We start from the raw sequence: 13057 nt of genomic DNA on the forward strand, positions 1-13057 counted from the left end.
CCCGATGAGGTTCGGCAAAGGACAAGCCTCGCTTAACCGCTATGCGGAGACGTCCCATCCAATTGGTCGGGATTTGCCGGAAATCAAGCAGGCTTAAGTCCGATTTCCGTAGAAGAACATTCTCCTGGCGTAGAAGATCATTCTCTTTGCGACAGGAAGTCGATCACGCCGGTCTTGTAGACCTTGTCGCCCACCGCCCGCATGTGATCGCGGTTCGGGATCGCAAGCACTTGCGACCGCGGGATGATGCGACCGAGCGCTTCCGCCGAGCCCGCGATCTCGTCATTGCTGCCGACCGCGATCAGGACGGGCACGTCGATGTCGGCTGCCTCCTGCCGTGTCATCAGCCGCCGCGAGCCGCGCAGGCAGGCGGCGAGCGCACGACGGTCGGAGCGGGTCTGATCGGCAAAGGCACGGAAGGTGCGGCCGACCGGATCGGTGACATCCTCCAGCGACGGCGCCTCCAGCGCGACCGCGACATTCTCCCCGGGGCCGCCGCCTTCGATCAGGCCGATGCCGATACCGCCGAGAATCGCCGAGCGCAGCCGCTGCGGCTCATTGTGTGCCAGCACCGCCGTCATCCGCGAGCCCAGCGAATAGCCCATGATATCCGCGCGCGGGATGCCGAGATGATCCATCAGCGCGATCACGTCGCTTGCCATGACGGCGATGTCGTATTGCGCGGGATCGTAGAGCTTGGCGGACTCGCCATGGCCGCGATTGTCGAGCGCGATCACGCGGCGGCCATCCTTGCGCAGTTCCGAGACCCAGCCGGGATAGACCCAGTTCACGTTCTTGCTCGAAGCAAAGCCGTGCACGAGGAAAATCGGATCGCCCTCGCCTTCGTCGAGATAGGCGATCTCAACAGCGCCGTGATGAAAACTCGGCATCGCGCCTTCCGTTGTTTGAGGGATTTTCTTGGATGGGCGACCGGCAAACGATCGCAGAGCTTAGCCGCAGGCGGTAGGGCCCGCCACCGCAACCTCGGATGGCGCTCCCGCCATCGCGAGTTGTTTCCGCAGGCGCCGCGCCTTGCTCCGCCGCAGCCATGCCAGCGTCAGGCGCTCGGTGGTCGCCTTGATTGAGGACAGGAAGCCGAACAGCGTCAGCAGCGCGCCGAACAGCCACATCGTGAGGTTGAACGTGCCGGCAGCGAGCAGCAGCGCGCCGCGGCCGAACAATTTCAGGATCGCGCGGGTCTGGCTGCCCTTCGCTTCCGCCAGCCGCGCGGCACGCGCGACATCCTTCGGCCCCTCCGCGATCTTGAGCGTCTCCAGCGCGCCGCGGGTGCCGGCCTTCTCGCCAATGCGTCCGACATCCTTGGCAAGGCGGACCAGCGCCCCGGCCTTTTCCACGCGGAACGCGGCCTTGATCGCGGTCATCGTCTGGCCCGGACGGAGCGCGGAAGCCGAGGCGACAGCCTCCTGCAGCATCGGCGCATCCACGACTTGGCGCGCCGAGCGGCCGGCCCAGGCCGTTAGCCCCTCGCTGATCCGGCCGACCTTGCGCGCATCCTTGACCAGCGACAGCCCGGCGCGCACCGGCGCGACACCGCCGACGGAGATATAGGTCGCGGCCGTCACCGCAAGACCGGCGGCGGCGAGGCCAAGGATGAGGTGGTCGGTGTCCTCGCCCATCGCCAGATGCTTGCCTTCGCGCACGACATCCCTGACATCACCGAACACGAAGAGATCACCCGCGACCGTGCCGGACAGACTGGCAAGATCGTCCGCGGTGCCGGTGACGAGGCCGGAGGCAAAGCGCTTGGCGACATGCGAGGTCGAGCTCGCTTCCGCAACGGCATCGTTCACGCGCGTGGTCAGGCCATCGCTGATTGCGACATTCTTCTCACGCGCAAGTTCGAGAAAGCTGTTGGCGAGATCGGCGTCATCAGCGGCCAGCGCCTGTTCGATATTCCGCTCGATCAGGAGCTGGTCGTTCCGTAAAGCAGAACTGATCTGCAGGTCGGCCAATTGCGCCGGCTCGTCCTGTGCGGCCAGCATGGCATACGCGTCGCTGGCATACGGCCACAGCGCGGCGCCAGCGGCGATGCTCACCAGCATCCCCGCCACCCCTATCCTGACCCGCGCTCGCTTCATTCGATAAAACCCAGGGTTTTGCTCAACTTGGAAATAGTGTGCCGTTTTTAAGACACAACAGCCCCGACGAAAGAAGGGCTTCTCTCCGACGACAAGATTGTGTCGAATTTGCATGAGCAAATGGATGGTCGGGGCTCTAGGAATCAACTCCACCCGCCAGTATGGTGCTGGGCATTTCGCAGTGCCGCATCGCGTTGATTGCGTCCGTCCGTTATTGCCATCCCAAGGTGAAGATATGTCCGACCACGTCGTCCCGCACTTCCATAACGACGCCGGAGTCTCGGTGATCGAGATCGGCTCGCAGGAGTTCATGTGCGTGGGCGCGAACCCGCCGTTCGACCATCCGCATGTGTTCCTCGATCTCGGCAATGACAACGAGATTATCTGCCCCTACTGCTCGACGCTCTATCGCTTCGCGCCCGACCTCGCCGCCGGCGAAGCGCGCCCGCCCGAATGCGTGCTGAAGGATAAAGTCGCCTGACTATTCGTGGCTGATTGATCCGTGACGATCACGCGCACCGTCGTTGTTGCGGGTGCCGGGATCGGAGGACTGACAGCTTCGCTTGCGCTCGCGGCGAAAGGCTTTCGTGTCGTCATCCTGGAAAAGGCGCCGCGGCTGGAGGAAGTCGGCGCGGGGCTGCAGCTTTCGCCCAATGCAAGCAGCATCCTGGTCGGTCTCGGCCTCGAACCGCGGCTGGCTCCGCGCGCGGTGACGCCGGACGCGATCAGCGTCGTCAGCGCGCGCGCCGGCGGCGAGATCGCCCGCCTGCCGCTCGGCGAGGCCGCGAGCACGCGCGCCGGCTCACCCTATTGGGTGATACATCGCGCCGATTTGCAGGGAGCGCTGCAGGCAGAGGTTGAGGACCATCCCGACATCGAACTCCGCCTGGGCTGGCAGTTCGAGGATGTCGCCGACCATGCCAGGGGACTGACGGTGGCCGCGCGCTGCGGCGACGCGCGGCAGCATGAGCTGGCGGCGGCGCTGATCGGCGCCGACGGCATCTGGTCGTCCGTGCGCAGCCGCCTGTTCCCGGAACTGCATCCACGGTTTTCCGGCCTGATCGCCTGGCGCGGCACGCTCGATGCGAAGGCGCTGCCGCGCGAATACACCTCGCCGCGAGTGCAACTCTGGATGGGACCGAACGCGCATCTGGTCGCCTATCCGATTGCCGCGGCACGCCGGATCAATGTGGTCGCGATCGTGCCGGGAACCTGGAACCGGCCGGGCTGGAGCGAGGCCGGCAATGCCAACGAGATCAAGAACGCGTTCTCCGCGGATTGGCCCGCCACCGCGCAGATGCTGATCGGCGCGGTCGAGGAATGGCGGCGCTGGGCGCTGTTCACGATGCCGGACGTCAGTGAATGGAGCGCGGGCGCGGTCGCCCTGCTCGGCGACGCCGTGCATGGCATGCTGCCCTTTGCTGCGCAAGGCGCGGGCATGGCGATCGAGGATGCCGCCGTGCTTGCCGATTGCCTCTCAGGCTGCACCGGCGAGGACATCTCCGGCATTCCCGCTGCGCTGAAGCGCTACACCAGGCTGCGCCGCGGGCGCGTCGATCGGGTGCGGCGCACCGCGCACCGACAGGGGCGCATCTATCACCTCACCGGACCGATGGCGCTCGCGCGCGATCTCGTCATCCGGGCGATGGGCCCGCAGCGAATGCTGGCGCGGCAGGACTGGATCTATGATTGGCGGGCGTGAAGGCGGCTCACCGCGCTGACGAACGCGCTCCTCTGGCGGGCGCAGGCGGCGCCGGTGGCACGATCGGCGCCGGCGCCGCCACGATCGTCTCATGGCATTTGTTGCGCCGCCAGTTTTCCTCGGCGAGCTTCTGCTGGGCACGCACCGCGACGTAATCGTTGCGGTAGGCCACCTCCGACACAACGGCGCCGCCGACGCCGGTCTCCGCCTTCGACATCAGCCCCTGCAACTCCGCCGCGCGCGCCGCCAGCGTCGTGCGCTCGGTCTCGAGTTGCTTGCAGTCGTAAAGATCGTATTTGGCGGGATCGACGAAGGCCGGGCTGAGCGTCTCGCCCATCTGGGCGCAACCGCAAAGCAGGCCGACAAGCGCAAGCAGCGCGGCGGTCACGGCCGCGCGCGGCGGCAGGTGGCGGAAGGTGCGGATGGACATGGCGCCTTGGTAAACGGTTAAGTGTTGAGATTGGCTAAAGCAGCGGGAAATGACGGGATTGAGGCTGGCGCGGGACGGCGGAGACCGCGCGGCGCGATCCGCAAGACTTCGCGCGCTGTCGCGTTCCGCGTTAAACTGTTGAAATAACATGTATTCGGCGACAATTATCCTGTTTCCACTTCGCCACCAAACGCGCTAGATATCCCTCTCCCGACGAACGCGGACGTGGCGGAATTGGTAGACGCAAGGGACTTAAAATCCCTCGATGGCAACGTCGTGTGGGTTCGAGTCCCACCGCCCGCACCAATCGAATCAGGCGCCTTTTGAATCCTTTGGCTACCCACGACGATACGACCAGCGCCGGCAAGTCAGCCAGCACAAGGCGGTCTGGACCCAGACCATAACCGATCAGGAATGAGGATTCATGATGCGCATTCTGGCTTTGGCTATCCTGACGGTCGTGATGCTCAGCAGGGCAACGCCTACCCAAGCTCAGACCTACGATCCGAACTATCCGGTCTGCCTGCAGGTCTACCAGGGCATGGTGGATTACTACTTCGAATGTCGCTACACCTCGATACCCCAGTGCCAGGCATCGGCCTCAGGCCGGGCGGCTCAGTGTGTGGTCAATCCTTACTATGCCAAGCCCGTTCCGCGCAAAAAGCGTCGCGCGAGCAAGTCGCGCTAGGCCGTGCACTTATAAACTTGGTGGCGTGACGCATCGACACAAGAAGTGTAGATCTGAGCCGCAGAAGGACGCCGCCGAGAAGTATCGGGAAGAGGTGTATGCCAAATGGAAAGCCAGGAGATCACCCGTACACGGACATTGTCACACATGGCCGAGACGTCTACTCGTCCCGTGCCGCGGGCCTAGTCCGCGAAATCGCCAAGCTCTCTGACGATAAGGCACGACGCAAGCTCGCTGACCTTCTCTTCTCTGAGTACAACGAGTTCAGTCGCCCTGACGTCAACAAGCTTGAGACTGTGCTCACCGAGATGCGCAACAAGGCTCTCCAAGACGCACGCGAACGCGGTCTGTAGAGAATGATTAGTCACTCGCCTAGCCCAAGGTTCTTGAGCGAGAGACCATGATGAATCGGATCGCGTCACTGCGCGCCACTCTCACAAGATAGTCCGAAACGACTCGACGCAAAGCGCAAGCTCAGCACGCTTTGATTGCTTGCTGGAGCACGAGAACGTTCGAGTTGCTACACGGCGACAACACGCTCGCGCACGCTCCCTCATCACGATCCCGTCAGATGTGGCTGGGTTCACATCGACGCTTGCCATCGAAAATTAGTCTTTGCGCGCCGACCGCAATCTTGCGGCTGTCAAATCTCAACGCGTATGGATTGGAGATGTGACGATGGCAAGTTCGGAGCAGGATCGGCTCGCGAAGACAGCCTGGATCGGCCGCGTAGCGATCATCATTGGCGCTCTGTTCTTATCCAGGCTGTTTCTCGTCGCGTTGTACGCCGCCTCGATGTCGCCAGGTACGGCACTCGGCGATTTCGCGACGATGACTGTGTTCCCGTAGATTTGGAGATTAGAGACCATCGCCGTGCGCGGCGGCCCGGAACATTCTCTCGCCGAAAATGTTGTACTGCAGCATTGGAGTGCAACGACATGGCGAAAGACTATCCAGGGGAACAACAGGCGGCGGAACAGCATCCGGAACCGCGCGAGCAGAAGCAGGAGACGCGCACGCCGGCTTCGCTGCCGGAACCCGCTCTGCCGCTCTTGAATGAAGGGCTGGAGCGCGTGCGCGAGAGTCACTGTTGAGTGAACACGGGCTACGCTTGAAATGAAAATGGCCGGGGCGGAGCCCGGCCATTTTGCTTTCCGTTCGATGAAGCGCCCTACTCGCTCTTGTCGATGTTCCAGAAGATCGGCGTCGCCGGGCCGTCGAGCACGCCGGTGAGCGATTTGCGCCAGCCAGCCGGGACAAGATACTGGCCGAGCGGAACGTACATCACCTGGTCATAGGCCTCCTTCTGGATCTCGGCGGCGATCTTCTTCTGCTCGTCCAGCGAGGCGGAACGGGCAAACTTGTCGCGCAGCTCTTCGATCTTGGCATCTTCTGCCCAGCCGAACCAACCGCCGTTCTTGCCGCGGCCGGTAATGGAAGCGTTGACGATGGGATTGGCAACGTCGGCAGCGACCCAGTTGGTGAAGAACATGTTCCAGCCGCCCTCCTTCGGCGGCTTCTGGCTGGCGCGGCGGGTCACCACCGTCTGCCAATCGGTGGCCTGCAGATCGACCTTGAAGCCGGCATCGCGCAGCAATTGCGCAGCGACGATCGGTTGAGCCTTCAGCGTGGTCACGTCGCCGGGCGCCATAACCACGACGGGCGTACCGTCATAGCCGGACTCGGCGAGCGCCTTCTTGGCTTCGGCCATGCCGTTGCCCTTCACCAGGGTCTCAGCACCGACTTCGGTCTCAAGTGGGGTTCCGCAACCAAAGAAGGCGCCGCAGACCTTCTGGTACTTTGCATTGCCGACCAACGCATCAAGCACGTCTTTCTGGTTCATCGCCAGGAACGCGGCGCGACGGACTTTCACATTATCGAATGGCGGATAAAGGAAGTTCATGCGTCCCAGCGTCTGAAAGCCAAACTTGTTCAAGACCTCGATCTTGAGATCCTTGTTGGGCTCCAGCACGGGAAGCATGTCGAAGGGCAGGTTCTCCATAAAGTCGATGTCGCCGGACTGCAGCGCGTTCACCGCGGTCTGCGCGTCAGGCATGGTGATCCATTCGACGCGATCGACCTTCACCACCTTGCCGCCGGAGGTCCAGCTCGGCGCCTCCTTGCGCGGCACATAGTCCTTGAACTTCTCATAGACCGCCTTCACGCCCGGCTGGAATTCGGCCTGCACGAACTTGAATGGGCCGGAACCGATCTGCTCGGGGATCGCCTTGTCCGGCGGTGTCTCGGCGAGACGCTTCGGCATCATGAACGGCACGCGTGACGACGGCTTGCCGATCGCATCCAGCACCAGGCCGTAGGGCTCCTTCAGTTTCAGCGTGATCGTCTTGGCGTCGGTCGCGGTGAGGCTGGCGGTGAAGTCCATCAGCTTCTGGCCCATGCCGTCGACCTTGCCCCAGCGCTGCAGCGAGGCGACGCAATCTTCCGCCGTCACCGGCGTGCCGTCATGCCACTTCAATCCGTCGCGCAGCGTGAAAGTGTAAGTGAGCTTGTCGTCGGAGACCTTCCAGTCCGCCATCTGCGGCTGGATCTTGAAATTGGAGTCGGTCGCGAGCAGCGTGTCATAGACCATGTAGCCGTGATCGCGGGTGATGTAGGCCGTGGTCATGATCGGATCGATCACGCGCAAATCCGAATGCATCACCGCGGTGATGGTCTTGCCGGCCGCGAGCGCCTGCGCGCTCAGCGCCACCGAGAGCGCAACGATAGATAACGCTGACGTCAGCGCTCTGCGCTTCCAACTGGACGTTTGGAACATTCATGTCTCTCCTGACGTGAAACTGATCAATGCCGGCTTATTCGTTGTGCAATCGGTCCGTTATTTGTGCGGACTAACATGCTGCAAGACCTGCAGATTCAAGACTTGCACCAAGCGTGTATTGCGTCAATCCGGTTTTGGTCGAGATCGGATGTACACAAACGAATGATGCGGCTCGCTGCGTTTGACGCTACAACTTCGAAAGGCCGATTTCGATAATCGCGATCTGACTGCATTACGCACCTGCAGCAACGAAGAGAGAGACCTCATGAATCCAGCCAATCTTCCCTTTGATTCCGAAGTGATGCTGCAGGGCCTGCGTAGCTGGGTGGAGTGCGAGAGTCCGACCTGGGACGCGGCGGCCGTCGAGCGCATGCTCGACCTTGCGGCGCGCGAGATGGCGATCATGGGTGCGACGATCGAGCGCATCGCCGGCCGCCAAGGCTTTGCAGGCTGCGTGCGCGCGCGCTTTCCCCATCCGAAGTTCGGCGAACCCGGCATCCTGATCGCGGGTCATCTCGACACGGTGCACCCGGTCGGCACCATCGAGAAGCTGAAGTGGCGGCGCGAAGGCAATAAATGCTTTGGGCCCGGCATCTTCGACATGAAGGGCGGCAATTATCTAACTTTGGAAGCAATCCGGCAGTTGATCCGCGCGTCGTTTACGACGCCCTTGCCGATCACCGTGCTGTTCACGCCGGACGAGGAAGTCGGCACGCCCTCGACGCGCGACATCATCGAGGCCGAAGCCGCGCGCAATAAATATGTGTTAGTGCCGGAGCCCGGCACCGCCGACAATGGCGTCGTCACCGGCCGCTATGCGATCGCGCGCTTCAACCTGGAGGCAACGGGACGGCCGAGCCATGCCGGCGCGACGCTTTCCTCCGGCCGTTCAGCGATCCGCGAGATGGCGCGGCAGATCCTCGCCATCGACGGCATGACCACGGAAGATTGCACCTTCTCGGTCGGCATCGTGCATGGCGGCCAATGGGTCAATTGCGTCGCCACCACCTGCACCGGCGAAGCGCTCAGCATGGCCAAGCGCCAGGCCGATCTCGACCGCGGCGTCGAGCGTATGCTGGCGCTGTCGGGCACGTCGAACGACGTCACCTTCAAGGTGGCGCGCGGCGTCACCCGCCCGGTGTGGGAGCCGGATGCCGGCACCATGGCGCTTTACGAAAAGGCCCGCGCGCTTGCGGAAGGGATGGGCTTGAGGCTGCCCCATGGCAGCAAGGGCGGCGGCTCCGACGGCAATTTCACCGGAGCGATGGGCGTGCCGACGCTCGACGGACTCGGCGTGCGCGGTGCCGATGCACACACGCTCAATGAACATATCGAGGTCGACAGCCTTGCCGAGCGCGGCCGGCTGATGGCAGGGTTATTGGCGACCTTGCAGTGACCTGTAGCCCGGGTGAAGCGAAAGTGTAACCCGGGGAAAGCGAGGACCCGGATTGCGCTGCGCTCCATCCGGGCTACGCTACCTCCAAGCTGTGACGGGTCATTCCTGGGGCATCCCGGAATGACGGGGGTTTGAAGACGCATCGGCGCCCGATGGCACGGGAATTGCTGAAATGCTACGCTGGTGACGGAACTCAGGTTAACGGCCGACGTCACTCCTAATGACCCTAATCTGACGGATCGACATTGCTGGGATATCTGCTTCGCCGAATCCTTGCCGCTATTCCCGTGATGGGCGTGGTGGCGCTGTTCGTGTTCCTCTTGCTGCGGCTGACGCCGGGCGATCCTGCGGCGATCCTCGCCGGCGACAACGCAACGCCCGAGCAACTCGAGCGCATCCGCACCTCGCTCGGATTGAACGAGCCGATCTATGTCCAGTTCGTGACCTGGATCGGAAAACTCCTGCACGGCGATCTCGGCGTATCCCTGATCTCGAACGTGCCGGTGCTGAAGATGATCAGCCAGCGCATCGAGCCCTCGATCTCGATCGCGCTCTCCACCATCGTGCTTTCGATCGTGGTGGCGGTGCCGCTCGGCGTGATCGCGGCCTGGCGGCACGGCACCTGGATCGATCGCTTCGTGATGGGACTGTCCGTGCTCGGCTTCTCCGTGCCGGTGTTCGTGATCGGCTACGTGCTGATCCAGATCTTCGCGATCGACCTGCGCTGGGTGCCGGTGCAGGGCTTCAAGAGCATCACCGCAGGTTTCGGTGCGTTCTTCCAGCGCATCATCCTGCCGACCTGTGCTTTGTCCTTCATCTATGTCGCGCTGATCGCACGCATGACGCGCGCCTCAATGCTTGATGTGATGGGTGAGGATTACATCCGCACCGCACGCGCCAAGGGCATCGGCGAGATGGGCGTGCTGCTGCGGCATGGGCTGCGCAACGCGGCAGTGCCTGTCATCACCGTGATCGGCAGCGGCTTTGCGCTTTTGATCTCCGGCGTCGTCGTCACCGAGAGCGTGTTCAATCTGCCCGGCATCGGCCGCCTCACCGTCGATGCGGTGCTGGCGCGCGACTATCCGGTGATCCAGGCCATGATCCTGTTGACGTCAGGCATCTATGTCGCCATCAACCTGCTGATCGACCTCGCCTATACCCTGCTTGATCCAAGGATCCGCTACTGATGGCGATCGATACCCTCCCCGAGCCGTCGCTCCCGATCACGACGCCGCTGCGGCCACGCTTCGGATTCCTGACCTCGACGCCGATCATGACGGTGGCGACGATCTGCCTGTCGCTGATCATCCTGATGGCGATCTTCGCGCCATTGCTGGCGCCGCACGACCCGGTGCAGCTCGCACCGGCGCTGCGGCTGAAGCCTGCCAGCGCCGAATTCCCGCTCGGAACCGACGCCTTTGGCCGCGATCTGTTGTCACGGATCATCTATGGCGGCCGGATCTCGCTTCTGATCGGCCTCGGCGCCGCCGTGTTCTCGATCAGCATCGGGCTCGTGATCGGTCTCGTCGCCGGCTTCTTCAAATGGGTCGACGCGGTGATGATGCGGATCATGGACGGCTTGATGGCAATCCCGAGCATCCTGCTCGCCATCGCCGTGGTCTCGCTGTCGGGCGCGAGCATCTGGACCGTGCTGGTGGCGATCACCATTCCCGAGGTGCCGCGGGTGGCGCGACTGGTGCGCTCCGTGGTGCTCACCGCGCGCGAGGAGCCCTATGTGGAAGCCGCGATCTCGCTCGGCTCCAGCCTGCCGAAGATCATGTGGCGGCACCTGATGCCGAACACGATCGCGCCCCTGATCGTGCAGGGCACCTATGTCTGCGCCTCCGCCGTGCTCACCGAAGCGATCCTGTCGTTCCTCGGCGCCGGTATCTCGCCGGAGACGCCGACCTGGGGCAACATCATGGCCGAAGGACGCGCCTATTTTCAGATCAAGCCGTCCCTGATCTTCTGGCCCGGCCTGTTGCTGTCGATCGCGATCCTCTCCGTGAACCTGATCGGCGACGCCGCACGCGATGCGCTCGATCCGCGCATGAAGCAGCGGGGGAGCGGGAAGTGACGGCTTCAAAGCATTTGAAGCCGTCATTCCGGGGCGCGCGAAGCGCGAGCCCGGAATCCATCAGGCCACGAGCGCAAGCTGAGAAATGGATTCCGGGCTCACCCGCTTCGCGGGCGCCCCGGAATGACGAGAGAGTGAGTGCATGACCAACACCGTCCTCGACATCGACAATCTCGTCGTTGCCCTCGGTAAGAAGCCGGGCGCAAGCCGCATCATCGACGGCATCTCGCTACAGGTCCGCGAGCGTGAGACGCTGTGCCTGGTCGGCGAAAGCGGCTCCGGCAAATCGGTGACGTCGCTCACGGTGATGGGCCTGTTGCAGAAGGGCTCGCTGATCCCGACCGGCGGCAGCGTCAAGCTGGTGGGCGAGGAATTGCTCAGCGCGAGCGACCGGCGCTTGCGGCAATTGCGCGCCACCCGAATGGCGATGATCTTCCAGGAGCCGATGACGGCGCTCAATCCGGTGGTGCCGGTCGGCCGCCAGATCGACGAAGTGCTGCGCGTGCACACCGATCTCGACGCCCGCACGCGGCGGCAGAAGATCCTGGCGATGATGGAGCAGGTGCGGCTGCCGGATGTGGAGCGCATCTTCGCTTCCTACCCGCACCGGCTCTCCGGCGGACAGCGCCAGCGCATCATGATCGCGATGGCGCTGGTGCTGGAGCCAAAGCTTCTGATCGCGGACGAGCCGACCACTGCGCTCGACGTCACCACGCAGAAGCAGATCCTCACGCTGATCCGCGACCTGCAGCGCGACCATGGCACCGCGGTGCTGTTCATCACCCACGACATGGGCGTGGTCGCGGAGATCGCCGACCGCGTCGCGGTAATGCGTCACGGCCGGCTGGTCGAGAGCGGGCCGCTGGACGGCATCCTGCGCAATCCGTCGATGGAATATACCCGCAACTTGCTGGCCTCGGTGCCGAGCCTGGTGCCGCGGTCACCGCGCGAGGAGACCAGGGAGCCGGTGGTGCTGGAGGCCAACGAACTCTGCAAGGTCTATCGCGAGCGCTCCTTCCTTGGCAAAGTCCGCGAGGTCGCGGCCGCCAAGGATGTCACGCTGACGCTGCGCAAGGGCCGCACGCTCGGCATCGTCGGCGAGAGCGGCTCAGGCAAATCGACAGTGGCGCGCTGCATCGTGCGCCTGATCGACCCGACCTCTGGTGGCGTGCGGCTGGTCGGCCGCGAAATCTCCGAACTGTCGCGGCGGCTGTTGCAGCCGCACCGCAAGAAAATCCAGATCATCTTCCAGGACCCCTATCGCTCGCTCAACCCGCGCGTCACCGTCGGCGAGTCGATCGCGGAAGGCCCGATCAATTACGGCATGCCGCACAAGCAGGCGCTGAGCAAAGCGCGCGAACTGCTCGAGCTGGTGCACCTGCCGGCGGACGCGATCTCGCGCTATCCGCACCAGTTCTCCGGCGGCCAGCGCCAGCGCATTGCGATTGCGCGCGCACTCGCGCTCGACCCTGAGGTGCTGGTGGCGGATGAGGCGGTGTCCGCGCTCGACGTCTCCGTGCAGGCGCAGGTGCTGGATCTCCTGGATGAAATCCAGAAGCGGCTCGGCATTGCGCTGCTGTTCATCACCCACGATTTGCGCGTTGCGGCGCAAATCTGCGACGATGTCGTTGTGATGCAGCATGGCCGCGTCGTCGAACAGGGGCCGGCGGCGGAAGTGCTTACTCACCCGAAAGAGGCCTATACCAAGGCGCTACTTGATGCCGCACCCGGCCGCGGCTGGGATTTTGCCAATTTTCGGCCCGTGGCCGAGGCCGCGGAGTAGTCCCGCCCGTCATTGCGAGCGAAGCGAAGCAATCCATGCCGCCACTTGCGGGGACATGGATTGCTTCGTCGCTGCGCTCCTCGCAATGACGGCCTGGGCGCAT

At 63.5% G+C, this 13057-nt stretch carries 13 protein-coding genes and 1 tRNA gene; 10 read left to right on the top strand and 4 right to left on the bottom strand.

All coding sequences use genetic code 11. The features are described 5' to 3' along the window. Positions 1-137: 137 nt before the first annotated feature. Both ACZYOF_RS00955 and ACZYOF_RS00960 read right to left on the bottom strand, forming a co-directional pair. Positions 138-890 carry an alpha/beta fold hydrolase gene (locus tag ACZYOF_RS00955; RefSeq protein WP_463714474.1) on the bottom strand — a complete coding sequence of 251 codons (753 nt, stop codon included), beginning with the start codon at positions 888-890 and terminating at the stop codon, positions 138-140. A 60-nt stretch (positions 891-950) separates the two neighbouring features. After that, positions 951-2099, bottom strand: coding sequence for a hypothetical protein (locus ACZYOF_RS00960; RefSeq protein ID WP_463714475.1), 1149 nt, complete (start codon positions 2097-2099; stop codon positions 951-953). Positions 2100-2334: 235 nt separating this feature from the next. Between ACZYOF_RS00960 and ACZYOF_RS00965 the strand changes: the two genes are divergently transcribed. Both ACZYOF_RS00965 and ACZYOF_RS00970 read left to right on the top strand, forming a co-directional pair. Beyond that, entirely contained in the window at positions 2335-2580 is a 246-nt protein-coding gene (locus ACZYOF_RS00965) for a zinc-finger domain-containing protein (protein ID WP_021077734.1), read from the top strand. 21 nt (positions 2581-2601) lie between these two features. After that, a complete protein-coding gene (locus ACZYOF_RS00970; RefSeq protein WP_463714476.1) occupies positions 2602-3801 on the top strand; it encodes an FAD-dependent monooxygenase in 1200 nt (399 codons plus the stop codon). A gap of 7 nt (positions 3802-3808) precedes the next feature. On the opposite strand, the gene ACZYOF_RS00975 is transcribed toward ACZYOF_RS00970, so the two are convergent. Next, on the bottom strand, positions 3809-4231 hold the full coding sequence (locus tag ACZYOF_RS00975) for a hypothetical protein (RefSeq protein WP_282527208.1): 423 nt from the start codon (positions 4229-4231) through the stop codon (positions 3809-3811). 219 nt (positions 4232-4450) lie between these two features. On the opposite strand from ACZYOF_RS00975, the gene ACZYOF_RS00980 reads away from it, so the two are divergent. The 4 genes from ACZYOF_RS00980 (at position 4451) to ACZYOF_RS00995 (ending at position 6013) form a co-directional block, all read left to right on the top strand. After that, a tRNA-Leu gene (locus tag ACZYOF_RS00980) sits at positions 4451-4537 on the top strand. Between the two features lie 118 nt (positions 4538-4655). Further along, entirely contained in the window at positions 4656-4919 is a 264-nt protein-coding gene (locus tag ACZYOF_RS00985) for a DUF3551 domain-containing protein (RefSeq protein WP_394570176.1), read from the top strand. Between the two features lie 678 nt (positions 4920-5597). Further along, entirely contained in the window at positions 5598-5768 is a 171-nt protein-coding gene (locus ACZYOF_RS00990; protein WP_165421271.1) for a hypothetical protein, read from the top strand. Between the two features lie 89 nt (positions 5769-5857). After that, entirely contained in the window at positions 5858-6013 is a 156-nt protein-coding gene (locus ACZYOF_RS00995; RefSeq protein WP_463714477.1) for a hypothetical protein, read from the top strand. A 77-nt stretch (positions 6014-6090) separates the two neighbouring features. Here ACZYOF_RS00995 and ACZYOF_RS01000 read toward each other — a convergent pair whose 3' ends face one another. Then, complete coding sequence (locus ACZYOF_RS01000; RefSeq protein ID WP_130580776.1) at positions 6091-7695, bottom strand: ABC transporter substrate-binding protein; 1605 nt, start codon at positions 7693-7695, stop codon at positions 6091-6093. 268 nt (positions 7696-7963) lie between these two features. Here ACZYOF_RS01000 and ACZYOF_RS01005 point away from each other — a divergent pair, with 268 nt between their 5' ends. The 4 genes from ACZYOF_RS01005 to ACZYOF_RS01020 all read left to right on the top strand — a co-directional run bounded on the left by ACZYOF_RS01005 (position 7964) and on the right by ACZYOF_RS01020 (position 12954). After that, positions 7964-9094, top strand: coding sequence for a M20/M25/M40 family metallo-hydrolase (locus ACZYOF_RS01005; RefSeq protein WP_463714478.1), 1131 nt, complete (start codon positions 7964-7966; stop codon positions 9092-9094). Between the two features lie 245 nt (positions 9095-9339). Then, positions 9340-10281: an ABC transporter permease gene (locus ACZYOF_RS01010; protein WP_463714479.1), complete on the top strand. Its 942-nt coding sequence runs from the start codon at positions 9340-9342 to the stop codon at positions 10279-10281. Continuing rightward, on the top strand, positions 10281-11171 hold the full coding sequence (locus ACZYOF_RS01015) for an ABC transporter permease (protein WP_463714480.1): 891 nt from the start codon (positions 10281-10283) through the stop codon (positions 11169-11171). Before ACZYOF_RS01010 ends, ACZYOF_RS01015 begins: the two co-directional genes overlap by 1 nt. A 142-nt stretch (positions 11172-11313) precedes the next feature. Then, positions 11314-12954, top strand: coding sequence for an ABC transporter ATP-binding protein (locus tag ACZYOF_RS01020; protein ID WP_130580773.1), 1641 nt, complete (start codon positions 11314-11316; stop codon positions 12952-12954). Positions 12955-13057: the final 103 nt, after the last annotated feature.

The organism is Bradyrhizobium sp. LeoA1Lang, assembly GCF_055413685.1.